Here is a 23805-nt window from a genome sequence, read left to right on the forward strand (position 1 = left end):
TGCATATTCCTCGCCTCCGGCTCGGTGAGTCATCGGGCTGTGACTCCCGGTCTTCCCTCGTCGCTCCGGTCGCTTCGCTCCCTCCGCTCCTCAGTCCAGACCGGGAGGCCCGATGACAAACAGGGGCGAAGTGCTACTGAGAGTCGACAATCTGTCGGTCGAGTTCGACACGCCGCGCGGGCCGGTGCGGGCCGTGGACGGCGTGTCCTGGCAGGTGCGGGCGGGGGAGACGCTGGCGATCCTCGGCGAGTCCGGGTCGGGCAAGAGCGTCTCCACCCAGGCGCTGACCGGGATCCTCGAGATGCCGCCCGGCCGGATCGTGTCCGGTACGGCGGAGTACCGCGGGACGGACCTGATCACGCTGAGCACCGCCGAACGCCGCAAGATCGTCGGCGACCGGATCACGATGGTGTTCCAGGACTCGCTGTCGGCGCTCAACCCGGTGCAGTCGGTCGGGACCCAGATCGCCGAGTGCTACCGGGTGCACCGCGGCCTGTCGAAGCGGGACGCGATGAAGAAGGCCGCGGAGATGCTGGACCGGGTCCGGATCCCGGCCGCGGCGAACCGGGTCCGCGACTACCCGCACGAGTTCTCCGGCGGGATGCGGCAGCGCGTGATGCTGGCGATGGCGCTCGCCCTCGACCCCGACGTACTGATCGCCGACGAGCCGACCACGGCGCTCGACGTGACCGTGCAGGCCCAGATCCTCGAGCTGATCGCGGAACTGCAGGCCGAGCGGGACATGGGCGTCGTACTGATCACGCACGACCTCGGCGTCGTCTCGGACGTCGCCGACAACGTCGTGGTGATGTACGCCGGCCACGTGGTCGAGCGGGCCGCGACCGCCGAGGCGCTCGAATACCCCGTCCACCCGTACACCGAGGGTCTGCTCGGCTCGATGCCGTCGGCCGACCTCAAGGGCCGCGAGCTGCCGACCATCCCCGGGACGCCGCCGTCGCTGCGGGCGATCCCGTCCGGATGCGCGTTCCGGACCCGCTGCCCGATCGCGATCGACGCGTGCGCCGCCGAGGTGCCGCCGTTGCTGACCGTGGCGCCGGGACGCGATGCCGCGTGCCTCCGGCGGACGACGCTCGCGGCGAAGGAGGCAGTCTGATGGCCGAAGAGTTGCTGGTGGCAACGAATGTCGTGAAGCACTACGACATCAGCCCGGCGCTGAACCTCGGCGCCAAGACGCTCGTCCGCGCCGTCGACGGGGTCGACCTGACGTTGCGCAAGGGCGAGTCGCTCGGCATCGTCGGCGAGTCCGGCTGCGGCAAGTCCACGTTGGTCCGGCTGCTCGCCGCCCTGGAGAAGCCGACCTCGGGAAAGATCGAGTACGACGGCGTGGACATCGCCAAGCTCCGCGGCCGGGAGCTGCGGCGCTGGCGGCGGAACGTCCAGGTGGTGTTCCAGGACCCGTACTCGAGCCTGAACCCGCGGATGCGGGTCGGCGAGATCGTGGCCGAGCCGTTCGAGGTGCACCCGGACGTCGGCAAGCACGTCGACGTCCGCACCCGGGTCCGCGAGCTGCTCGAGCTGGTCGGTCTGCGGCCGGAGGACGAGACCAAGTTCCCGCACCAGTTCTCCGGCGGTCAGCGGCAGCGGATCGGGATCGCCCGGGCGATCGCGCTGAACCCCGACGTGCTGCTGTGCGACGAGCCGGTGTCGGCGCTCGACCTGTCCGTCCAGGCGCAGGTGGTGAACCTGCTGATGCGGCTGCAGCGCGAGCTCGGCCTGAGCATCGTGTTCGTCGCCCACGACCTGTCGGTGGTCCGGCACGTCTCGGACCGGGTCGCGGTGATGTACCTCGGCAAGGTCGCCGAGCTGGGCGGGCACGAGCAGGTGTACGACGTCCCCGCGCACCCGTACACCCAGGCGCTGCTCTCGGCCGAACCCGGACTGTCGCGGCAGGGCCGGAAGCGGATCGTGCTGGCCGGTGACCCGCCGTCACCGGTGTCCCCACCGTCGGGTTGCCGCTTCCACACCCGCTGCCTGCGGGCCGAGGCCAAGTGCAGCACCGACGTACCCGAGCTGCGGCAGATCCCGTCCGGCCAGACCGTCTCCTGCCACTTCGCCGAGGACGCGCAGACCGCCTACCAACACGTGTAGAGAACTCGCGCAGTCCGAGGGCATCTCCCCGCAGCCTCCGAACCGGTCGCCGTACGGCGACCTGAGCCGACCTCAATCAGGTCTGCTGACGGCGGGCAGGAGATGTGTTGTAGCCGTGGATCTATGGAGGGTTTTCGTCGTATGGCGGGGCAGAATCCTCCACTGTCGCGCGGAAAATCCTCCTAGGAGCGTTTTCGCTCGCCGTCAGACCTGCAGTTGGGAAATTTCGAATTTTTGGCACTTGCCGGGTGTAGGCTGCCGGTATGTCGACCTACACGATGACCGACCTCACCCGGCGGCCGGCGGCGCTCGTGAACGAGGCCCGGTACGGCGGGCACCCGGTGACGATCACGGATCACGGCAAGCCGGCCGCGGTCGTCATCTCGCCCGAGGCCATGGCCAGGTACCAGCAGCTCGAGGACCAGGCGGCGCTGGCCGAGATCGAGGCGATCAAGGCCAAGGGACCGGTGTGGGTCAGCAACGAGGACGCGCAGCGGCAGATGAACCAGTGGCTCGACGACGCTGACCCGGCCGCCGCGGCGGACCAGGAGCGGTGAGCGAGGGACGGAGTCTGCTCTTCGAGCAGGGCTATCTGGCCGGCTTCAAAGACCTCGCCGCGACGGACAGGATCCTGGCACGGCGGGTGATGGCGATCGTGAACTCGCTCGCCGTCGACCCCCAGCCGGACCACAGTGTCCATCTCGGCGGCGGCAGCCTGGTCTACCGGCTGGACATCGATGACGTCCGCGTCATGTACGAGGTCGCCGACGACGCCGTACGGATCTGGTCCCTTGGCAGAGTCCCACGGTGATCCGCGGCGGGCTCTACGGGCTCTGCTGTACGAGGCTGGACGAGCGGTTCGACCGCGACAACGGCGGCCCGGGTAGCGGGTTGCGGGATGGCCTAGGGTGGCGGCCGTGATCAAGCTTTCCCCGTTCGGCAGGCAGGTGGTGCTGCTCGGGGTGATCGCGGTCGCCGGCGGACTGGCCGGCTGGTGGATTCTCACCGCGGGCCGGGCCGCCAACGAAGGGTTCGACGTCACCGACGAGGGCTACTACCTGCTCTCGTACCGGTGGTGGGACAGCAACCCGATCGCGCTGACCGGTGTGCAGTACCTGTACGGGCCGCTGTTCGAGTGGTTCGGGTACGACATCGTGCAGCTGCGGCTCTTCCGGCTGGTCACGGTCGTGCTCGTCCATGTCGCCTTCGGCTACAGCTTCATGCGGTGGCTGCGTGGCCGCCGACCTGGTGCGCCGTCGACCCGGCTGTGGGAGGCGGCCGGTACGGTGGTCGTGGCCGCTGCGGGCGGGATGTGTTACAGCTGGATGCCGCAGACGCCCGGGTACAACGACGTCGTCCTGCTCGGGGCGCTCACCCTGATCTCGTGTGTGCTGTGGATGGCCGCCGCGGTGGATCGCGGGGCGCGGGCGCCGTTGTGGACGTTCCTCCTGGCCGGCGCCGTGATCGGCGTGATGGTGCTGGCGAAATGGACGTCGGTGGTCGTGATCGGGCTGATCGTGATCACCGCGCTGATCGTGCTGGCCGCGCAGGGATGGCGCTCCGTTGCCCGCGGCATCCTTCTCGCGCTCGGTGGGATCGCGCTGACGGCGCTGGTGGTCCAGCTCTTCGTGGTCCGGCTGAGCGTCGCGATCGCGGGCATCCTCGACGTCAACCGGTTCATCGCCGGGACGTCGTACACGCCGCCCGATCTGCTGCGGCTCTACTGGTCGAGCACCGTCGACCTGTTCGGCCGAACACTCGCTGCGCACGGCTTGTTGCTGCTCGCGGTCGCCGTCGCCACCTTCGCCCGCGGCCGTCGGCTCCAGATCGCCGCCGCGGTCGTCACCGTGGTCGCGCTGGCCGTGTCCGTCCGCCACATCGTCCTCAACGACGGCGCGGTAGGCGGCGCCGGCCACATCCCGATGTACGCCGAGACGCTGCTGGCCGTCGTACTGGTCGCGGTCGTGGCCGGGGCCGGCACGCTCATCGCGGGCGGGTTCAAGCTCGGACCGAGCTCCCGTTTGAGCCGGGAGAGCACCCGGACCTGGGCGATTCTCGCGCTGCTGACCGTGCTGCCGTTCGTGCAGTCCTTCGGCACCAACACCCGGCTGTTCACGATCGGCTTCAACGCGTTCGCCGCGTGGGCCGCGGTCGGCGTCGCAGTCCTCACCGGCATCTGGGCCGCGCCGGTCGTCGCGCGATCGACCCTCGCCATGGTCCTGACCGGTGGGCTGGTGGCGACCGCGACGATCGCGTACACCGGCCTGTTCCGGTACCCGTACCGCACCGCGGGCCATGACGAATCGACCGTCGCCGCGACGACGCTTCCCCCGCTCCGCGGCCTCTACCTGACTCCAGCGCTCGAGCAGCGCCTCAGCCGCCTGGCCGTCGTTCTCCGCCCGTACAACGAGCCGGCCGGGCGACCGATCCTCGCCTTCGACAAGATGGCCGGCCTGGTCCTGGCGCTCGGTGGCCGCCCGCTCGGCGAAGCCTGGATCGCCCCGACCGAACGCACCCGGACGGCGGCCGGGATCGAGGTGGCCTGCCGCCAGGAACGGCCGTCCCGGCCGCCGCTGGTGATCCTGAACCGGACGATCTCCGAGCTCGAAATCACCGCGCTGCGCGCCTGCGGGCTGGACTTCCGCAGCGACTACCAGCAGCTGACGCCCGCCGAGCGGACGAGTGACCTGCAGGTGTGGATCCCGAAGGCCGAGATCGCCAAGGCCGAGCGGGTCGCCCGGACGACCGGTTGAGCAGGCCGGATGAGAAGCTGTTGCCCTCGATCGGACCGGACGTTGCAGGAAGGGTGCGCATGATCAAGGTCGGTGTCCTGGGGGCCAAGGGCAGGATGGGCGCTCAGACGTGCCTCGCGGTCGAGGAGGCCGCCGACTGTGAGCTGGTCGCGCGGCTCGACCAGGGCGACTCGCTCGACCAGCTGACCGATGCGGGCGCCGAAGTGGTGGTCGACTTCACCCGTCCCGAGGTCGTGATGGACAACCTGGCCTGGTGCATCGAGCACGGCATCCACGCCGTCGTCGGCACCACCGGCTTCGACGACGAGCGACTCGCCACCTTGCGCGGACAGCTGGAGAAGTCGCCGGGCACCGGGGTCCTGATCGCGCCGAACTTCTCCATCGGTGCCGTGCTGATGATGCAGTTCGCCGCGAAGGCCGCGCCGTACTACGAGTCGGTCGAGATCGTCGAGCTGCACCACCCCGACAAGGTCGACGCCCCGTCCGGGACCGCTCGGCGGACGGCCGAGCTGATCGCGGACGCCCGCCGCGAGGCCGGCTCCGGCCCGATCCCGGACGCCACCACGACCGCGCTGGACGGCGCGCGCGGCGCGGACGTCGAGGGCATCCGAGTGCACGGTGTCCGGTTGCGTGGCCTGATCGCGCACCAGGAGGTGCTGTTCGGCGACGAGGGCGAGACGCTGACGATCCGGCACGACTCGATGGCGCGGGTCTCGTTCATGGCCGGCGTCCTGCTCGGCGTCCGGCGGATCGGCGGCGCGCCCGGTCTGACCGTCGGGTTGGAGCACTTCATGGACCTCGGCTAGATGCGAGCCAAGGTGACCGCCATCGTCGTGGCGGTCGTGTTCGTCGCGTACGCCGTGCTGATCGGCTGGCGCGGGGTGCTGCTGATCAAGGACGGTTCGGCGATCGGTTTCGTCCTCGGGATCGCGGTGCTGATGATCCCGGTGATCGGTGCGTACCTGGTCTGGCGTGAGATCGAGTTCGGGCGGCACACCGAGACGCTGGCGCGCGAACTCGAAGCGGCCGGCGGCCTGCCGGTCGACGACCTGCCGCGACGGCCGTCCGGACGGATCGACCGGGCCGCCGCGGACGAGGCGTTCGGCCGCTACAAGGCTGAGGCCGAAGCGGCGCCCGGCGACTGGCGCGTGTGGTTCCGGTTGGCGACGGCGTACGACGCCGCCGGTGACCGCAAACGGGCCCGGGCGGCGATGCGGACGGCGATCGCGCAGCACGATCACGCCTCCTGAAGCGTCGCGCAGTTCGGGCGATCGGGTGAAGATGCCTGACAACCGCTGCCGAAACAGATACCTTCGAGAACGTACGTGGCAGCCGCCACGTCGAGGTCGGAGACTGGGTGGAGCCGTCCTGTGCCAGCTGACGGATCACGCCGTGGCTCGGACGACGTGCTGGGGGCCGGGTTCGGTGGCCTGCTGCGACGGCATCGGCGGATCGCCGGGTTGTCGCAGGAGAAGCTGGCCGAGCTCGCCGGTCTGAGCGTCGACGCGATCGCGGCGTTGGAGCGAGGACGCCGGCGCGCGCCGCGGGCGCAGACGGTCCGCCTGCTCGCGGACGCCCTCGGGCTGGCCGAATCCGACCGTTCGCTGCTGGCCGCGGCCGCTCGCCGGGAGACCGACACCGCCCGGCTGCCGATGCGCCCGCCGCCCGCACCGATCAACGAGCTGGTCGGCCGCACGACCGAGCTGGCTGCGACGTCCCGCCTGCTGCGGCAGCGGGTCGCGCGGTTGCTCACCTTGACCGGGCCGGGTGGCATCGGCAAGACGCGGCTGACCATCGCGCTCGCCGGCGAGGTGGCGGACATGTTCCCGGACGGCGTCTGCTGGGTGCCGCTAGCCTCGGTGACCGACCCCGCCGCCGTCGCACCGACCGTGGCGAGCTCGATCGGTCTGCATCTGCTGGAGAGCACCCGGCTGGTCGAGGAGATTGCCGAGCAGATCGGCCGGAGCACGACGCTGCTGGTGCTCGACAACTGCTCGCACCAGGTCACGACCGTCGGCGAGATCTGCGCGATCTTGCTCGAGCACTGCCCGAACCTGTCGATCCTCGCGTCCAGCCGGGAACTGCTCCGGCTGCCGGGGGAGACGGTGTACGTCGTGCCCGCGTTGTCGTTGCCGCACGACCACGACCACGATGTCCGCGACCAGGCGATGTCGTCCGACGCGGTCCGGCTGTTCGTCGAGCGGGCGTCCGCGCGCGGGTACGACCCGACCGGGCAGCTCGAACAGGTCGCCCGGGTGGTCCGCCGGCTCGAGGGGATGCCGCTGGCGATCGAGCTGGCCGCGGCACGGATGAACGTGATGACGGTCGAGGAGCTCGCGTCCGAGCTCGAGCGGTCGTTCAGCATTCTGGCCGGTGGCGCGCCGGCTGCTTCGCCCCGGCAGCAGTCGATGTACGGCGCGATCGAGTGGAGTCATGCGCTGCTGACCAAGGCCGAACGCGAAACGTTCGCGCAGCTGTCGGTCTTCGCAGGCGGCTGGACGCTGGACGCTGCCGCCGCGGTGATGCCTGGTGGGGCGACGCGGGTGGAGGCGCTCGATCTGATCGGCCGGCTCGCGGACAAGTCGCTGATCCGGGTGGTGCGGCAGGGCGGCGTCGCGCGGTACTACATGCTCGGAGTGATCCGCGAGTTCGCGGCCGATCGGCTGCGCGTCACCGGGCAGACAGAGGCAGCAGCTGGGCGGCACGCGCAGTACTACATCGAGCTCGCCGAGGAAGCGGACGGCCACCTGCGCGGACCGCGGCAGGGCGAGTGGCTCGACCGGCTCGACGGCGAACTTTCCAACTTGCGCGTCGCGATGGGGTGGACGCTGCGGACCGGTGCGATCGCCGAGGCGCTGCGTCTGGCCGGTGGATTGTGGCTGTTCTGCTCGCTGCGCGGGCACTACGCCGAAGGCAGCCAGTGGCTCGAGCGGGCGCTGCAACTGGCAGACTCGGCGCCGCCGGATGAGGTCGCCGACCTGTCGCCGCTGTGTGCGAAGGCGAATCTCGGAGCCGGCACGCTGGCGTTCCTCCAATGCGAATACGACGCGGCGACCGAGCGATTGCAGACGGCGCTGGCGCAGTACAAGGACCTCGGCGCCACGGCCGGTACGGCGCTGGTGCTGCAACGGCTCGGTGGCGTCGCACGGGAGCGTGGCGACTACGAGGCCGCGGAGGACCTGCACTGCGAGAGCTACGACCTGTACGAGAGTCTCGGCGACCGCGCCGGAATGGCTTGGGCCCACAACCATCTCGGGTTCGTCGCCTGGTTGCGCGGCGATCTGGACGTCGGCGAGCGGCGCTGCCGCCGGGCGCGGGACAGTTTCCGGGTCGTCGGTGACGGTGAAGGCCTCGCCTGGTCGTTGATCAGTCTCGGCGCGATCGCGCAGTACCGCGGTGAACTCGACCAGGCCGAAGATCTGCTCCAGGAGAGCCTGGCGCTGTCGCAGCGGCTGGGTTACCGCGAAGGTGTCGCCTGGTCGCTCAATCAGCTCGGTGTCATCGAGCGGCGCCGGGGTGTGACCGAGCGCGCCGTACACCTGCTGGACGAGAGCCTCGCCGAGCATCGCGATCTGGGTGACCGGTGGCGGTCCGCCAGTGTGCTCGAGGAGCTGGCCGCTGTCGCTCAGCAGCGCGAGCGCACCGAATACGCCGCGTTCCTGCTCGGCGCCGCCGACGGCGTCCGCGAGGTCATCGGCGCACCGGTACCGGCGATCGAGAAAGCCGATCATGCCGCCACGCGAGCCGCGGTCGAAGCATCGTTGGAACGTCGCGCCTTCCGGGCCGCCTGGTCGGCCGGCCGCGCGGCGCCGCTGGCCGCGGTCGCGGACGGTTACCCACCACCTGGATCGCCGACTGCCGACCGGACCCGCGACCCGCTGTGATGTCGGGCTCGCCGCGAAGCCGGCCAACGGTAGGTGCCTCGCGAGACACCACGACCTGGGGGATCGACGGTGCCCCGCGAGGGTTCGGTGGGCGCGAGCCGCAGAGACGTGGCCCGGCCGACTGTGTTTCTGTCTGACCCCCCAGGCAGTCCCCCCACCTCACAGTCGGCCGAAGCCACGGCGGCGAGGTCACCGTCATCGAGCCCTCCCAAGTCGACGACCGGCTCCTTCGCGCTGACTCAAGGTTCCCGTCATCACGCTCTGTCGCACAGGGACGGAACCCTGACATCACCCTGACAAATTTGTCCTGACAACGAAGGTCTTCGCGGGAATTCGCCGACGGTGACCGCGATATCCCGGTGGGTAGGTGATTTCACCGCAGAATTCAAACGCTCGTTACGGGAGATATCCGGAAACCGCGGCGGTGAATGCCGCGATCCGGCGCAACGGCGCGGCCCCCCGGGCCGTCTTTTCGACCGCACCGCCGGTGTCCGGCACGTCGGCTCCGGGATCGTGGGCCTCGGGCGCGGGGATGCCCTCACCGGCGCAGGACATGTCCTTGGCCGGCGCCACACCGGTGCTCAGGAAGGTGTTGATGACGCGGTCGGCGCACCGGTTCACCCCGCCGTACACGCCGTGGTCACCCTCGCCGGTGACGGTCAGCAGCCGCGATCCGGCGTACCGGCTGTGGGCGGAGACAGCGAGGCTGTAGTTGGTCGCGGGGTCGTGCACGGACTGCACCATCAGCGTGGTGGGCAGGCCGTTGCCGGTCGGCGTCGGCATGGTCAGGTTCGGCCGATCCCAGTAGAAGCAGGGATTCTCGGACATCGTCCAGCCGATCAGCGGGTAGTGCGGCCCGAGCCGGGCGGCGAGCTGTTCGCCGTACTCGCGGCCCTGCGGCCAGGGCGTGTCGTTGCAGGTGATCGCGGTGAAGGTGGCGTCCTCGGAATCGACCTCGCCGACCGTGCGCAGGCCGATTGGCTCGCGTCCGGCGCGCTGCACGAGTTGGCGTTGACGCGCCGTGGACAATGCGTCGACGCGCTGTTGCGCGGCCCGTGGACCGCCTTTCGCCTGGGCCGCGGAAAGGTCGTGCAGGAAAAGCAGATCGGCGGCCAGCAACGGAAAGTCGAGTTTCGAGTACAGATCGCCAGACACCAGCTGGTCGAGCGCATTCTCGTCGTAGGTGACCTTGATCGCGCCGTCCAGGAACTCCTCGGTCGCGGGCTGTTCCTTGAGCGCTCGCCGTAACCGTTCGTACAGCCGGATCACCGCGCCCGGCGTCGACCCGAGGTGCAGCCGGTCGTCGTACTTCGCCGCCCAGGGCGCGAAGTCCTCACGGAACCGGCGCTCGAAGGCCTGCGGCTGACCGGCGAACGTGTCCAGCCAAGTCTTGGTGAAGTCGGTGTTCGAGTCCAGGACGAAGCGGCCGACGTGCTTGGGGAAGTACGTCTGGTAGTACGCGCCGAGCCAGGTGCCGCCGGAGTACCCGACGTAGTCGATCGTCTCGAAGCCGAGCAGGCGCCGGATCAGATCCATGTCCTGCACGGTCTGCGCGGTGGTGATGTAGGGGAGCAGACCGCGCGACTGGCGGGCGCAGTACGTCTGGGTCATCGCCGACGCCTCGGCGATCAGGTCCCGGTTCTGCGGATCGCGGTCGCGGGCGTCCATCGTGTAGCCCGGGGAGCCTTCGCAGCTGACGTTCGAGCTGCCGCCGGTACCGCGCGGATCGAAGCCGACGGCGAGGTGGTCCTTGGCGAGCGCCGGCTGGCTCGCGAGGTAGGGCGCCATCCCGAGGCCCGCGCCGCCCGGTCCGCCCGGGTTGCCGAACACGACCCGGCTCGGCCTGCCCTTGGCCGGTGCGACCTTGCTGACCGCGATCTGCAGGTCATGGCCGGCGTACTGGTTGGCCCAGTCGCGCGGGACGGTGATCCGCGCGCAGGACGTCCGGAGTTCCAGGTCGCCGCATTGGTACCAGTGCGGCTTTTGCTTCAGGTACTTGGTCGCCACGGTGTGCGGCTTGTCGACGACCTGCGCGGTCTGCATCGAGGCGGTCGCCCCGGAACCGGGAACGACGAGGACGGCGGCGACGGACAGCCCGAGGCCTACGGCCAGGGGAAGGAACTTCATACGGACTCCAGCGAATGGCCATGCGTGATCGGTCCGTGACAATCTGTCATGCCCACCGGAGCCGGTCGAGCACCACCCCCGGCCCGTCGCCGCCGGGACGATCTGCTAGGCCGGGCCGCAGGTCACGTGCTGGTGGTGCCGGTCAGGCCTCGCCGGGGTCGGTGTGCAGGCGGATCTGCTTGATCCGGACCGACTCGTCGCCGTACAGGTCGAGCTCGCGGTGCGCGCCGTCCGGGCCCCAGCCGGCCTCGGTGTAGAAGGCGCGCAGCACGTCGTCGGTGGAGTTGACCCAGACGGTGATCCGGCGGAAGCCGTCGGCGCGGGCGGTGTCCACCACCGCGTTCAGCAGCCGCGAACCGTGCCCGGCGCGGGTCGCCTCCGGGCTGACCGCGAGCTCGGCGATCAGCGCGTCGTGCTGCGGGCTGGCGTCCGGGTCGTCGGACGGGGTGATGGCGGCGAAGCCGACCAGCGTCCGGTCGGCCAGCGCGACCATCACCCGGTTCCGCGCCTCGCCCGGCGCGAGCAGCGCGGCCCGCCACTGGGCCGCGAACTGCGCCGGGTCGAGGTCGGCGAGGACATCGGCCGGGAGCAGTCCGGCGTACGACGCCCGCCAGGCCGCGACCTGGATCTCGCCGATCGCGTTCGCCTCGGCGGGCAGCGCGAGCCGCACACTCGTCTCGGCGATCGGGGATCCGGCCTGAGCGGACAGATCGGAGAGGTTGGCGGGCTCCGGGACGCCGAAATCACTCATGACCGTCATCCTCGCAAGTCAGTACACGAGCCGTCGCAGCAGGGTCTCGGCCGGACCGCGGTACGAGCGCCGGCTCATCGCGTACGCACCCACGACCGAGGCGATCCACACGCCGATCGCGACCAGCGCAGCCGTGTACGCCGTACTGCCGAAGCGGAGGTCGAGCGTGAAGGGAGCGAGCAGCGCCATCCACGCCACCGACTGGAACAGGTACCCGGACAGCGACCGCTGGCCTAGCGCGGAGATCGCCGTGATCGGCAACGAGCGCCTGTTCTGGATGCGTGCGACGAGCAGACCGAAGAGCGCGACGTACCCGGGGCCGCCGAACATGCCGCTGGTGTGCGACAGCAGGTTGAGTGCGCCGATCGCGGACTCGTCGACGTGCAGCCAGCCGGCTCCGACGAAGGCGAGCGGCAGACCTCCGGCCACCGTGATCCCGAGGCAGCCCGCGGCCACCCGGGTCAGCAGGGCGCGATGGGTGGCCGGGTTCTCCAGCAGTTGCTTGCGCGCGGCCCAGATCCCCAGCCACACGATCACAATGAACGGCAGCACGCTGCTCAGGTGCGTCGGGTACTCGTGCAACCGGTCGGCCAGGCCCGCGACGTACGACGTGGCCGCCAGCGAGGGATTGGGGGAGTTGGTGAGCGCCTGCACGGGTCCGCTGCTGTTGCCGACGGCGAGTACCGCCAGGCCCGCGACCACGAGGACCTCGACGGCCATCGCGGCCCAGATGACCAGCGCGATCCGGTGGAACTTGTCGCCGCGATTGACCAGGAACAGCGTGCAGACGATGCCGACCACGCCGTACGCGCCGAGGAAGTCGCCGAAGTACAGCAGGCTCGCGTGCACCCCGCCGAAGGCGATCAGCCAGGCGTTGCGCTTGAGCAGGATCCGCCGTACGGCGCTGGTCGTCGCGCCCGCCGCGCGCTGCCGCCGGGCCAGCTGTACGAGGCCGTACCCGAACATCACCGCGAACACCGGGTAGGCGCGGGCATCGACGAACGTCAGTTTGAGGAAGTTCAGGACGCGCTCGAAGCCGTGTGGTGAGCTTTCGACGCCGGGCTGGCCGGCGAACGCGAAGTTGGCGCTGTTCGCGAGTCCGATCAGCAACAGCATCGCGCCGCGGATCAGGTCGGGGGCGAGCGCCCGCTCGCGGCGGGACACCGGCCCGCGATGGTCGGTGCCGGGTGCGGCGACCGTGAGCTGGGGTGTGGTGGTCACGGGATCCTCCTGGAGGAAAACTGTGTAGCCCTTGAACGGTTAACAGCATCCTGGTCGCGGGCGGATCGCCGACCCAGTGCGGCAGGACCACAGCTCGCGGTAGGTCCAGCACCACCTTTGTGACACTTGTTGTTGATTCAGAGAAAAAGTGTCACATATGCTGAGGGTATGGACAGCTTCCAGGCGACGATCGACGCCGACGGCCGGATCGAGCCGCGGGACGCGATGCCGGACGGGTACCGCAAGACCCTGATCCGGCAGATCGCGCAGCACGCGCACTCGGAGATCATCGGCATGCAGCCGGAAGGCAACTGGATCAGCCGGGCGCCGTCGCTGCGCCGCAAGGCGATCCTGATGGCGAAGGTGCAGGACGAGGCCGGCCACGGGCTCTACCTGTACGCCGCCGCGGAGACCCTCGGCGTCGACCGTGCGGAGCTGCTCGACCTGCTGCACAGCGGGAAGCAGAAGTACTCCAGCATCTTCAACTACCCGACGCTGACCTGGGCCGACATCGGCGCGATCGGCTGGCTGGTGGACGGCGCCGCGATCGTCAACCAGGTGCCGCTGTGCCGCTGCTCGTACGGTCCGTACGCGCGGGCGATGGTGCGGGTCTGCAAGGAGGAGTCGTTCCACCAGCGGCAGGGCTTCGAGATCCTGCACACGCTCTGCAACGGCACTGAGGCGCAGAAGGCGATGGCGCAGGACGCGCTGGACCGCTGGTGGTGGCCGTCGCTGATGATGTTCGGTCCGCCGGACGCCGCGTCGACGCACTCGGAGCAGTCGATGGCGTGGGGGATCAAGCGGCACAGCAACGACGAGCTGCGGCAGCGGTTCGTCGACATGACCGTCCCACAGGCCGACGTCCTGGGGCTGCGCATCCCCGATGACGGTCTGACGTACGACGAGGAGACCGGCCACTACCGCTTCACCGAGCCCGACTACACCGAGCTGTACGAAGTTGTGAAGGGCAACGGTCCGTGTAACAAACAGCGCCTGGCCAAGCGGGTGCAGGCACATGAGGACGGCGCCTGGGTCCGCGAGGCCGCGGCGGCGTACGCGGCGAAACAGGCCGCCCGGCAGGAGGCGGTGGCATGAGCGTCGAGCCGCTGTGGGAGGTGTTCGTGCGGTCGCGGCGCGGGCTGTCGCACACGCACGTCGGGAGTCTGCACGCCCCGGACGCCACGATGGCGCTGCGGAACGCGCGCGACGTCTACACCCGTCGCCAGGAAGGCGTTTCGATCTGGGTGGTGCGGGCGTCCGACATCACCGCGTCCAGCCCGGACGAGAAGGACGAGTTCTTCGACCCGGCCGGCGACAAGGTCTACCGGCATCCGACGTTCTACCAGGTCCCGGAAGGTGTCGAGCACCTGTGAGCGACCTGTTCGAGTACGCCCTGCGGCTCGGTGACGACGCCCTGATCGCGGCACAACGCACCGGCGAGTGGATCGCGGCCGCGCCGCAGCTCGAGGAGGACGTTGCCCTCGGCAACATCGGCCTCGACCAGCTGGGCCAGGCGCGCTCGCTGCTGCAGTACGCCGGCTCGCTGGACGGCCGCACCGAGGACGACCTCGCGTACTTCCGCGACGAGCGCGAGTTCCGGAACCTGCAGCTGTGCGAGCTCCCGAACGGCGACTTCGCGCACGCGATGGCACGGCTGCTGTACTTCGCGACGTACCAGCAACTGCTGTACGACGAGCTGCGGGCGTGTTCCGACGAGACGCTGGCCGGTGTCGCGGGGAAGGCGGTCAAGGAGGTCGCGTACCACGTCGACCACGCGACTCAGTGGGTGCTGCGTCTGGGGGACGGAACGGACGAGAGCCACCGGCGGATGCAGACGGCGCTGGATGAGCTGTGGCCGTACACCGGCGAGATGTTCGAGTCCGACGAGCTGGTGCAGCGCCTGGACGTCGCCGTCGATCCGTCGACGTTGCACGAGGCCTGGCTGCAGCGGGTGCAGGCGGTGATCGCCGAGGCCACGTGTGAGGTGCCCTCGTCGACGTACCAGCACACCGGCGGACGGCAGGGCCGGCACACCGAGCATCTCGGTTATCTGCTGGCCGAGCTGCAGCACATCGCGCGATCGCATCCGGGTGCGTCATGGTGAGCGAGGCTGCCATTCTCGAGGCGGTCGGCGAGGTGGCGGATCCGGAGGTTCCGGTGCTGACGATCGCCGACCTCGGCGTACTGCGTGGTGTACGGCGCGAAGGCGACCAGGTCGTCGTGACGATCACCCCGACGTACTCCGGCTGCCCCGCGATGGACCTGATCCGGCACGAGGTCGAGCTGACGCTGCGCTCGCTGAACGTCGACGGTCGCGTGGAGACGGTGCTTTCGCCGGCCTGGACGACCGACTGGATGTCCGAACAGGGCAAGGCCAAGCTGGCCGAGTACGGCATCGCGCCGCCGACGCACTCGGCGGGCGCGCGGTCCGGGGGACCGGTGCTGCTGAAGCTGAGCGTCCGCTGCCCGCTGTGCGGTTCGGCGGACACCAGCGAGCTGAGCCGCTTCGGATCCACGTCCTGCAAGTCGCTGTGGCGCTGCAACAGCTGCAAGGAACCCTTCGACCACTTCAAGGCGATCTGATGACTGCTCCTGCCCGCCGCCGCGCGACGTTCCACCCGTTGAAGGTGGCCGCGATCGAGGCGATCACCGAGGACTCGGTCGCGATCACGTTCGACGTACCGCCCGAGCTCGCGGACGAGTACGAGTTCGCCGCCGGCCAGCACCTGACGATCCGGCGCGCGGGTGAGGAGGTACGGCGGAGCTACTCGATCTGCGCGCCCGCGGGATCCGGAAAGCTGCGGATCGGCGTGAAGCGCATCCCGGGCGGCGAGTTCTCGGCGTACGCCGCCAATCAGCTGAAGGTCGGCGACGAGCTCGAGGTGATGACGCCGCTCGGGCGGTTCGGCACGACGCTGGACGCCGGCAACGCGAAGCACTACGCATTCGTTGCCGCGGGCAGCGGAATCACGCCGGTGCTGTCGCTGATCGCGACGATCCTCGCGGTCGAGCCGGCCAGCCGCGTGACGTTGCTGTACGGCAACCGGACCTCGGGATCCGTGATGTTCGCCGACGAGCTGGCCGACCTGAAGGACCGGTACGCCGAACGCTTCCACCTCGTACATGTGCTGTCGCGGGAGACCACCGAGGTGGAGCTCTTCAGCGGCCGTCTCGATGCCGATCGGCTGCGGAAGCTGTTCGCCACGATCCTCCCGCTGCAGTCCGTCGACGAGTGGTTCCTCTGCGGACCGTACGCGATGGTGGTCGGCGCGCAGGACCTTCTGCTCTCCGAGGGCGTTGCGCGCGAGCACGTCCACGCCGAACTCTTCCACGTCGGCGACGAGGCCCCGAAGGCGCCGATCGAGGAATCCACCGCCGACGAGGACGCGGCGCAGGTCACCGTGATCCTGGACGGCCGCCGGTCGACGTTCCCGTTGGGGGAGCATTCGAAGGCGGTCCTTGACGCGACGCTCGCCGTCCGCGCCGACGCGCCGTTCGCGTGCAAGGGTGGCGTGTGCGGCACCTGCCGCGCGAAGGTGCTCGAGGGCGAGGTCCGGATGGACACCAACTGGGCCCTCGAACCCGACGAGATCCGGGCCGGCTACGTCCTCACCTGCCAGTCCCACCCGATCACCCCGAAGGTCACCCTGGACTTCGACGCCTGATCGCTCCGGCCCGCCGGATCACGGTGCCCGATCCTGGTACCTGGTCGTGGTACCTGGTCGTGGTACCTGATCCCGGTACCTGGTCGTGGTGACCAGGGCATGTCTGATAATCCAGCGCCTTCTACGGGGCACTAGATGATTGACGCACGGCCTGGTCTGGATTCTCGGTGGTCGTAGGCGGTGATGGAACCGAGAACGGGTGCTCCAGCGCGGTTCACCCCCCGGATATCCGCGCCAGTTGGGGGTTCTCTGCTCGTGTACCGACGGAGAACCCCCAACACGCGGGGTAGTGGTACGGCGTGGGGCGATGGCGTGGTCGTCAGCGCTACCGGGTTTCCACATGCCGTCCAGGTCGGCCGCGGCGACGGGTTGCAACACGGTGGGTTCACCCATCGTGTTGTGGGTTCCGTACCCTTCACACGGGTCAGGAACCCACAACACCGTGGGTGAACCCACCGTGCGGGAACGCGGGCGTCCGGGGACGCGGGCGGTGACGCGGGCGTGCGGGGAGCGGGCGTCGTGCGGGGACGCGGGCGTGTGGGGACGCGGGCGTGCGGGAACGCGGGCGGTGACGCGGGCGTGCGGGGACGCGCGCGGTCGTCCAGTCCGGGCGCTGACTCGGTCACCCAGACCCACCCACGGATCGGTGACAAGAGCTGGTTATCCCCTCAGTTGGAGGGTTGCCCATTCAAATTTTCAGTGGGCAACCCTGCACCTCGATGGGCTAGCTGCCAGGCGTGGATGTCGGTGGCTGCTTCGGCGGGGTGGTTGTGGGCGAAGCGCTGGAGGGGGTCGGTGGGTGGTTCCGGGGTGCTGAGGCGGTTGGCTGCTGTGACCAGTTGCCGGGCTGCGGCGAGGACCTGGGCGGCTTGAGCGGCGGCTTCTTCGGGATCGTGTACGTCGATGATCGCCGCGGCGAGGTCCGCGACTTCGCAGGCCTGGTAGGCCATCGCCAACTGCGCCGGGTTCATGCGAACGCCCGGACGAAGAACAGCGCGGTCATCAGTACGGCGGTGCTCAGCACGAGGGCGCGCAGTACGGCCGGCGGCAGTCGGCGTACGACGTGGGCGCCGGTGTAACCGCCGACGACCGCGCCGGCGAGGAGAGCGACCAGCTGTACGGGCTGCGCGAGAACGTCGGCCGCGAAGACAAAGATCAGCGCCGCGGTCAGGTACACGGCCGCGACCTGCACGACTCGCAGCGGATTGCCGAGCGCCGGGTCCAGCGTGGTGGTCGCCGTCCAGAACGCGAGCATCATCAGCCCGACCGCGCCACCGAAGTAGCCGCCGTAGATCGCCAGCACGAACTGCCCCGCCAGGATCGCCGCGGGACCAGGCTGCCCGAGCCGCAGCGCCGCGGTGAGCCGCTTGCCGAAAGCCAGCACCACGGTCGCAAACGCCAGCAACCACGGCACCACCGCGTCGAAGGATGCCGAGGGCAACAACAACAGCAACGCCGCCCCGATCGCCCCACCGCCGACGCTGGCGAGTGTCAGCTGCCCCGGTGAAGGCTGCGAGAACCCGGCGAGTTCGCGCCGATAGACCCACGCGCTGGTCGCGTTGCCGGGGAGCAGCGCGACGGTCGTGGTCGCGTTCGCGGTGACCGGCGGCATGCCGGCGCCGACCAGCGCGGCGAGTGCCACGAAGCTCCCACCACCGCCGACGGCGTTGAGGGCGCCGGCGGCCACACCGGCCAGGAGGATCAGCAGCACCCTTCGAGGATCGTCGCTCGACCAAGGGTGCACAATGCGCGATCCCCGTAGCCAGCCTTAGGTTGAGGCGTAGGCTGCGCTCATGCGGTACGACCTGGACGACCTTCGCCTGTTCACGCATGTCGCTGCGGAGGGCTCGATCACCGCCGGCGCGCGGGTGATGCACCTCAGTCTGCCTTCGGCCAGCGCGCGGGTCAGAGCACTCGAGGCGCAGGCCGGTGTACCGCTGCTGATCCGCGAGCGCCGCGGCGTCCGGCTGACCCCGGCCGGCGCGACGCTGGCCCGGCATGCCCGTGAAGTGCTCGCCGAGACAACACGCCTGGACAGCGCGGTCGCGTCGTACGCCGTCTCGCACGCGGCGCCGATCCGCCTGGTCGCAGGTGGTTCGGCGATGCACCAACTGGTCCCGATCGCGCTGGCCACGTTCCTCCGCGATCATCCGGAGTACGACGTGAACGTCAGCGAGCGCCGTACGACCCGCAGCGTCCGGCTGCTCGCCGCGGGGGAGGCGGACCTCGGCGTGATCCTCGACGACGAGCCGACCCAGCTTCGCACCGAACCGCTCGCCGACGACTCGCTCGTGGTCATCGGGCAGGCCGGCGGCATCCTCGCGGGCCGGACCTCGATCGCGTACGCCGAGGTCGCCGAACACCCGCTCGTCGGCCTCGTCCCGAACTCGCCGCTCAGTCAATGGATGGTCGACCGCCTCGGTCCGCACGCCCCGGCGCCGCGGTTCCGCACCCTCGTCCCGACTCTGCATGCCCTCATCACGCTCGCCACCGCCGGCGCCGGCCTCGCCGTCGTCCCCCGCCGCGCGGTCCCCGCCGCCACCGTCGCGCAGATCTGCCCCCTCCAGGACGCCTGGTCCCGCCGCGCCCATCTCCTCTGCTACGCCACCAACGCCCCGGAAGCCACGCACCTCCTCGCCGCCCACCTCCACACAGCGGCCGACGGACCGGCTCGATAGCCTGCAGGTATGGGTCTGGATGAGGTCGGTGTTCCGTTGCAGGCGTTCGATGCGTTGTTGCACAGTCCGAACGTGCCGACCGTGTGCCGGGCGTTGAACATGTACCAGGTGGCCGCGGCGTACACCCGGTTGAGTGGCGGCAACCCGCTCGAGCCGCTGGCGGGCGACGTCCGTCAGGTGGCGCTGGAGATCCTGTCCCGGCCGCCGGTCGAGGCGAGCGAGGACATTCGGGCCGGTTTCGACCACCTCAGTGCCCTCAACGTGCTGACCACGCTGGCCGAGTCCGACGACGTCGACCTGATCACCTCGGTCATGAAGGCGACCGAAGACACCGAGATCCGCGCCGTCGCGGCACTGGCCGCCGACACTGCCCGGAGCAAGGCCGGCGCGTAGCGGTCAGCGGACGGTGAGGTGTTCGGCGACCGCCTTGCGGGCCTGGTGGATGCGGGCCTTGACGGTGCCGAGCGGTACGTCGAGTTCGTCGGCGATCTCGGCGTACGAGAGCGCGCCGAGGTCACGCAGGACGAGCGGCTGGACGAGTTGCGGGTGGTTGGACTCCAACGCCTCCAGCGCCTCGAGCAGGTCCAGGCGGGAGCCGGCGATGACCGAGGTGGTGCGCGGGTCGACAGACTCCGGGAGGACCTCCGCGGACTGTTCGACCGAGCGGCGCTTGAGTGAGCGGTAGGTCTGGCGGGCCTGGTTGGTGGCCACGATCGTCACCCAGCCGGCGAAACTGCCGGTGCCCTTGAAGGTGTGCACCTTCTTCGCGACCTGGAGCAGCGTGTCCTGCACCGCCTCCTCCGCGTCCTCGCGGTACGGCAGGAACTTCGCCACCCGCCGCTCCACCAGCGGCCGGATCGCCTGCAGAAGCTGCGGAACCACCGACTCGTCCCCGGCGGCCGCCTGAGCTGCCAGTTCCTCCAACTCTCCGGTCATCGGCCCTCCTGTCCTGGACTGAGCAGCGGAAGGAGCGCAGCGACTGGAGCGGCGAGGGAAGGACGGGAGTCAGAGCCCCATGACTCGCCGCGACAGAGTCGTGGCATTGACACTGTCATGCTCCCCCTCTTGGACTGGTTCTTGACCGACAATAGCTGGGATGGATGTCATCGGGCGGTACCGGTTACGGGACAAGATCGGAGCGGGCGCGTTCGCGACCGTCTGGCGGGGGTACGACGACGACCTGGACGTCGACGTGGCCGTCAAGGTCCTCGCGGACAACTGGGCGTCGCGGGCGGACGTCCGCGAGCGGTTCCTGTCCGAGGCGCGACTGATGCGGCGGATCTCCAGTGATCGCGTGGTTCGCGTGTTCGATCTCGGCAAGCTGCCGGACGGGCGCCCGTACTTCGTCATGGACTACGTCGGCGGCGGCACGCTGGGCGACGTACTGCGGCAAGGACCGCTCGACCCGGCCGAGGCGCTGTGGTGGGGTGCGGACCTGGCGCGGGCCGTGGCCGCCCTGCACAGCGAGGGGGTCGTGCATCGCGACGTCACCCCGGCGAACCTGCTGCTGCGACCGAGTGACGAGGTCGGCGGCGGTACGCATCGGATCGTGCTCGCGGACCTCGGCCTGGCGAAACGGGCCGCGGAGGCGTCGGGGCTCACCCAGGCGGTCGGTACGCCGTCGTACATGGCGCCCGAGCAGGGCCGGGGCAACGGCGGGTTCGACGAGCGCGCCGACATCTACGCGGTCGGTGCGGTCACGTACGCGCTGCTGACCGGGCATCCGCCGTTCTCGGCGGCCTCGATCGGCGACGTGCTGAACCGGGACCCGGACCTGCCGCCGCCGAGCCTGCGTACGGTCTTGCACGATTCGGTCGGGCCGCTCGACGAGATCTTCGCGCGGGCGCTGGCGTACCGCGTCGAGGATCGCTGGGAGCGGGCGGACACGCTCGCCGAGCGGCTGGAGGCCGAGGCGTACCGGTTGGAGCAGGAGGCTCCGCTGCGCGCGGGGCAGCGGACCACGATCACCGACGACGAGCTCGACACGACGGTCGCCACGGACGCGCCGCTCTCGACCGATCCGCCGGCCCCGACCGATCCGCCGGTACGGCGCCGGCGTCGGCGGCGGGCGTGGTTCCTGCTGGCGCTGCCGGTGGTGTTCGTCGCGGCGGGCGCCGGTGGGTGGTTCCTCTTCGGAATGTGATTGCTTAGAGTAGTCATATGACTACCCTGTGCAGTCTGATGGTGATGTGCTCTCTGGTCGTTCCGGCGCAGCAACCGGTCGCGTCGTACACCTGCCGCGCCGACACCAAGTTCGGCCGGCACACCGTCTCGCTCCGCCAGACCGTCGACGCGCAGGCACCGGCCGTCGTCCGCGCGAACACCCGCTTCACGATCGCCGTCCGGCTGCGCCCCGGCACGCTGCCGGGTGAAGTGAAGGGCTTCACCTTGCAGGAGGTCCGCGACCTCACGCTCCGCCTCCCGATCCCGGCGAACTCGTCGTACGTCGGCGCGCAACTGGCCGGAGGTTCCGGCCTGAACTCCACCCCGACCGTCCGCCTGGACGGCACCACACTGCTCGTCACGGTGTCCGGTCCGATCCCGGGCGGCGCGTCGTACCAACTGCCGACCCTCAGCCTGCGCCTCAAGTCCGGGCGCCCCGGGACCGTCGTCGAGACCAAGCTGAAGGGCACCAGCTACGACGACCCCGGCCTCACCCTGCAGGCCAAGATCAAGTGGAAGTTCCTCAGCACCAAGGCTCCGGTCGCCTGCTACCCGAACCCCAACCCGGCGCTGACCCGCACTCGGGTGACTCAGTAGGTCACGGTGATGCGTTGGGCCACCGGGTCGATCTGGACCGGGCCGCCGTAGGGCAGGACGAGCATCGGGTCGGTGTGGCCGATGTCGAGTCCTTTCACGACGACGGCGTCGGGGTGGTACTCGGTGAGGGCCCGGTCGACGGCGAGGTATTGGTCGGTGACGTAGGCAACCGACTGCTCATCGGTGAGTTCGGTGAACAGCGACCGGGACTTCGGGCGACCCCACAGCACCGCGTCGAAGCGTTGCAGCAGGCCGCGCTCGCCGAAGTTGCGCAGGATGCGGTAGATCGTGTCCGCCGAGGGCATCTCCTCGCTGGTCTCGCCGAACAGCACACCGCCGTACGACTCGGTCGGCAGCATCCAGCGGTTGGCGGCGAGCTGCCAGTCGAGAATCTCGATGCAGCCGCCCCACAGCCTGCCGCTGACGGTCTTCGAGCCGTTCCACGTCCAGCCCGTGCCGGGGAGCAGCGGCGGCTCGACCTCCAGGTTCGCTGGGACGTTCCAGTCGTGGTCGCGGTCGGTCCACGCCTCGGCCGGGGTCAGCTCGAACTCGCCGCCGGTGAACATCGCCGCCCGCAGCGACCGCTCGGTGTCCGGATGCATCGCGCCGCCGCGCCCGAACTGCACCATCACGCTGCCGCCGTAGCAGCCCGGCAATCCCAACGAATACAGGAAGTTCAGCAGGTTCGTGTTGTCGCTGTACCCGAAGAACGGCTTCGGGTCGGCCCGGAACACCGCCGGGTCCAGGTGCTTCAGCACGGTGAGCTGGTCGTCACCGCCGATCGACGCGAAGACCGCGCGGATCGACGGATCCGACCATGCCGCATGCAGGTCCGCAGCCCGCTCCGCCGGCGTGCTCGCGAGCTTCCGCGTGGTCGGGTACTCCACCGGCTCCAGGCCGAAGTCCTCGCGCATCCGCCGCAGGCCCAGCTCGTACGGCCCCGGGAAGATCTCCGGCAGACCACCGGACGGCGAAACGACGGCGACCCGGTCACCGGGTTTCAGCACAGCTCAGACTCCGATCGGGTGCCACACGGTCTTCAGCTCCAGGTACTGCGTCAGACGCGACAGGCCCTGGTCCGCGGTCCAGTCCTCCTCGGCGGGACGTCGTACCCGCTTGAGGTTCTCGGCGGCGGCGATCTCCAGGTCCCGCGCCTCGTCCTCGGACTCGATGCCGCACAGGTCGATCGCATTCACGTCCTTGTGCGACGCCAGCCATGGCCCGATCTCGGACGCCGACCCGGTGAGGATGTTGACCACACCACCCGGTACGTCGGAGGTCGCCATCACCTCGCCGAGCGTCACCGCGGGCAGTGGGCGCTCGTACGACGACACCGCGACGACCGTGTTGCCGGAGACGATCGCGGGCGCGATCACACTGGTCAGACCGAGCAGGCTGGAGTCCTGCGGCGCGAGCACCGCGACCACACCGGTTGCCTCGGGCAACGAGAAGTCGAAGTACGGACCGGCCACCGGGTTCGACGAGCCGACCACCTGGGCGAGCTTGTCGGCCCAGCCGGCGTACCAGACCCAGCGGTCGATCGACGCGTCGACGACCGCCCGGGCCTTGGCGATCGACAGTCCCTCGGAGGCCGCGACCTCGCTGCTGAACTGCTGGTGCCGGCCCTCCATCACCTCGGCGATCCGGTACAGCACCTGGCCACGGTTGTACGCCGTCCGCGCGTGCCAGCCCGGGAACGCCTTGCGGGCCGCGACGACGGCGTCCCGGGCGTCCTTGCGAGAGGCCTGCGACGCGTTCGCCAGGAACTTGCCGCGCGCGTTCGTGACCACGTACGACCGGCCGGACTCGCTGCGCGGGAAGGCGCCGCCGATGTAGAGCTTGTACGTCTTGCGCACC

The 23805-nt window shown here is 69.9% G+C and carries 25 protein-coding genes; 17 read left to right on the forward strand and 8 right to left on the reverse strand.

The window, feature by feature from the left end:
- Positions 1–112: 112 nt before the first annotated feature.
- The 8 genes from AB0B82_RS11165 (at position 113) to AB0B82_RS11200 (ending at position 8746) form a co-directional block, all read left to right on the forward strand.
- Positions 113–1114 carry an ABC transporter ATP-binding protein gene (locus tag AB0B82_RS11165; protein ID WP_360165117.1) on the forward strand — a complete coding sequence of 334 codons (1002 nt, stop codon included), beginning with the start codon at positions 113–115 and terminating at the stop codon, positions 1112–1114.
- Positions 1114–2109: a dipeptide ABC transporter ATP-binding protein gene (locus tag AB0B82_RS11170; RefSeq protein ID WP_360165120.1), complete on the forward strand. Its 996-nt coding sequence runs from the start codon at positions 1114–1116 to the stop codon at positions 2107–2109. The genes AB0B82_RS11165 and AB0B82_RS11170 overlap by 1 nt, the downstream gene beginning before the upstream one ends.
- 263 nt (positions 2110–2372) lie before the next feature.
- A complete protein-coding gene (locus tag AB0B82_RS11175; RefSeq protein ID WP_360165122.1) occupies positions 2373–2666 on the forward strand; it encodes a type II toxin-antitoxin system Phd/YefM family antitoxin in 294 nt (97 codons plus the stop codon).
- A complete protein-coding gene (locus AB0B82_RS11180; protein ID WP_360165125.1) occupies positions 2663–2920 on the forward strand; it encodes a type II toxin-antitoxin system RelE/ParE family toxin in 258 nt (85 codons plus the stop codon). Before AB0B82_RS11175 ends, AB0B82_RS11180 begins: the two co-directional genes overlap by 4 nt.
- Before the next feature lie 106 nt (positions 2921–3026).
- Positions 3027–4862 carry a hypothetical protein gene (locus AB0B82_RS11185; RefSeq protein ID WP_360165128.1) on the forward strand — a complete coding sequence of 612 codons (1836 nt, stop codon included), beginning with the start codon at positions 3027–3029 and terminating at the stop codon, positions 4860–4862.
- Positions 4863–4921: 59 nt separating this feature from the next.
- Positions 4922–5668, forward strand: coding sequence for a 4-hydroxy-tetrahydrodipicolinate reductase (gene dapB, locus AB0B82_RS11190; RefSeq protein WP_360165131.1), 747 nt, complete (start codon positions 4922–4924; stop codon positions 5666–5668).
- On the forward strand, positions 5669–6112 hold the full coding sequence (locus AB0B82_RS11195; RefSeq protein ID WP_360165134.1) for a hypothetical protein: 444 nt from the start codon (positions 5669–5671) through the stop codon (positions 6110–6112). It abuts the gene before it with no gap.
- A 120-nt stretch (positions 6113–6232) separates the two neighbouring features.
- Entirely contained in the window at positions 6233–8746 is a 2514-nt protein-coding gene (locus AB0B82_RS11200; protein ID WP_360165137.1) for a tetratricopeptide repeat protein, read from the forward strand.
- Between the two features lie 396 nt (positions 8747–9142).
- Here AB0B82_RS11200 and AB0B82_RS11205 read toward each other — a convergent pair whose 3' ends face one another.
- The 3 genes from AB0B82_RS11205 to AB0B82_RS11215 all read right to left on the reverse strand — a co-directional run bounded on the left by AB0B82_RS11205 (position 9143) and on the right by AB0B82_RS11215 (position 12845).
- Positions 9143–10873: an alpha/beta hydrolase gene (locus AB0B82_RS11205; RefSeq protein WP_360165140.1), complete on the reverse strand. Its 1731-nt coding sequence runs from the start codon at positions 10871–10873 to the stop codon at positions 9143–9145.
- 142 nt (positions 10874–11015) lie between these two features.
- A complete protein-coding gene (locus AB0B82_RS11210) occupies positions 11016–11624 on the reverse strand; it encodes a GNAT family N-acetyltransferase (protein WP_360165143.1) in 609 nt (202 codons plus the stop codon).
- Between the two features lie 18 nt (positions 11625–11642).
- Positions 11643–12845: a DUF418 domain-containing protein gene (locus tag AB0B82_RS11215; protein WP_360165146.1), complete on the reverse strand. Its 1203-nt coding sequence runs from the start codon at positions 12843–12845 to the stop codon at positions 11643–11645.
- A gap of 168 nt (positions 12846–13013) precedes the next feature.
- On the opposite strand from AB0B82_RS11215, the gene paaA reads away from it, so the two are divergent.
- From paaA to paaE, 5 genes are read left to right on the forward strand one after another with little or no spacing between them, the layout of a single operon-like run.
- A complete protein-coding gene (gene paaA / locus AB0B82_RS11220; protein ID WP_360165149.1) occupies positions 13014–13940 on the forward strand; it encodes a 1,2-phenylacetyl-CoA epoxidase subunit PaaA in 927 nt (308 codons plus the stop codon).
- Positions 13937–14218 carry a 1,2-phenylacetyl-CoA epoxidase subunit PaaB gene (gene paaB / locus AB0B82_RS11225; protein WP_360165152.1) on the forward strand — a complete coding sequence of 94 codons (282 nt, stop codon included), beginning with the start codon at positions 13937–13939 and terminating at the stop codon, positions 14216–14218. Before paaA ends, paaB begins: the two co-directional genes overlap by 4 nt.
- Positions 14215–14949: a 1,2-phenylacetyl-CoA epoxidase subunit PaaC gene (gene paaC / locus AB0B82_RS11230; protein WP_360165155.1), complete on the forward strand. Its 735-nt coding sequence runs from the start codon at positions 14215–14217 to the stop codon at positions 14947–14949. Before paaB ends, paaC begins: the two co-directional genes overlap by 4 nt.
- Entirely contained in the window at positions 14943–15428 is a 486-nt protein-coding gene (gene paaD / locus AB0B82_RS11235) for a 1,2-phenylacetyl-CoA epoxidase subunit PaaD (RefSeq protein ID WP_360165158.1), read from the forward strand. The genes paaC and paaD overlap by 7 nt, the downstream gene beginning before the upstream one ends.
- Entirely contained in the window at positions 15428–16510 is a 1083-nt protein-coding gene (gene paaE / locus AB0B82_RS11240; protein WP_360165161.1) for a 1,2-phenylacetyl-CoA epoxidase subunit PaaE, read from the forward strand. The genes paaD and paaE overlap by 1 nt, the downstream gene beginning before the upstream one ends.
- A 668-nt stretch (positions 16511–17178) precedes the next feature.
- On the opposite strand, the gene AB0B82_RS11245 is transcribed toward paaE, so the two are convergent.
- Both AB0B82_RS11245 and AB0B82_RS11250 read right to left on the reverse strand, forming a co-directional pair.
- Positions 17179–17481 (reverse strand): hypothetical protein, encoded by a 303-nt coding sequence (locus tag AB0B82_RS11245; RefSeq protein WP_360165164.1) that lies wholly within the window; start codon positions 17479–17481, stop codon positions 17179–17181.
- Complete coding sequence (locus AB0B82_RS11250) at positions 17478–18221, reverse strand: sulfite exporter TauE/SafE family protein (RefSeq protein WP_360165167.1); 744 nt, start codon at positions 18219–18221, stop codon at positions 17478–17480. The genes AB0B82_RS11245 and AB0B82_RS11250 overlap by 4 nt, the downstream gene beginning before the upstream one ends.
- 82 nt (positions 18222–18303) lie before the next feature.
- On the opposite strand from AB0B82_RS11250, the gene AB0B82_RS11255 reads away from it, so the two are divergent.
- Positions 18304–19188: a LysR family transcriptional regulator gene (locus AB0B82_RS11255; RefSeq protein WP_360165170.1), complete on the forward strand. Its 885-nt coding sequence runs from the start codon at positions 18304–18306 to the stop codon at positions 19186–19188.
- A 9-nt stretch (positions 19189–19197) separates the two neighbouring features.
- Complete coding sequence (locus tag AB0B82_RS11260) at positions 19198–19581, forward strand: hypothetical protein (RefSeq protein ID WP_360165173.1); 384 nt, start codon at positions 19198–19200, stop codon at positions 19579–19581.
- Positions 19582–19584: 3 nt separating this feature from the next.
- On the opposite strand, the gene AB0B82_RS11265 is transcribed toward AB0B82_RS11260, so the two are convergent.
- A complete protein-coding gene (locus AB0B82_RS11265; RefSeq protein ID WP_360165176.1) occupies positions 19585–20124 on the reverse strand; it encodes an RNA polymerase sigma factor in 540 nt (179 codons plus the stop codon).
- A 160-nt stretch (positions 20125–20284) separates the two neighbouring features.
- Between AB0B82_RS11265 and AB0B82_RS11270 the strand changes: the two genes are divergently transcribed.
- Together AB0B82_RS11270 and AB0B82_RS11275 are read left to right on the forward strand one after the other, a co-directional pair.
- Positions 20285–21331, forward strand: a complete 1047-nt coding sequence (locus AB0B82_RS11270; RefSeq protein ID WP_360165178.1) for a serine/threonine-protein kinase — start codon at positions 20285–20287, stop codon at positions 21329–21331.
- Positions 21332–21348: 17 nt separating this feature from the next.
- Positions 21349–21948, forward strand: coding sequence for a hypothetical protein (locus AB0B82_RS11275; protein WP_360165181.1), 600 nt, complete (start codon positions 21349–21351; stop codon positions 21946–21948).
- Here AB0B82_RS11275 and AB0B82_RS11280 read toward each other — a convergent pair.
- Both AB0B82_RS11280 and AB0B82_RS11285 read right to left on the reverse strand, forming a co-directional pair.
- Positions 21942–22955 carry a S66 peptidase family protein gene (locus tag AB0B82_RS11280; protein ID WP_360165184.1) on the reverse strand — a complete coding sequence of 338 codons (1014 nt, stop codon included), beginning with the start codon at positions 22953–22955 and terminating at the stop codon, positions 21942–21944. The two genes, AB0B82_RS11275 and AB0B82_RS11280, sit on opposite strands and share 7 nt — an antisense overlap.
- Before the next feature lie 3 nt (positions 22956–22958).
- Positions 22959–23804, reverse strand: a complete 846-nt coding sequence (locus AB0B82_RS11285) for an aldehyde dehydrogenase family protein (protein ID WP_360165187.1) — start codon at positions 23802–23804, stop codon at positions 22959–22961.
- Position 23805: the final 1 nt, after the last annotated feature.

It is taken from the genome of Kribbella sp. NPDC048915, from assembly GCF_040649595.1.
Classification (GTDB): domain Bacteria; phylum Actinomycetota; class Actinomycetes; order Propionibacteriales; family Kribbellaceae; genus Kribbella.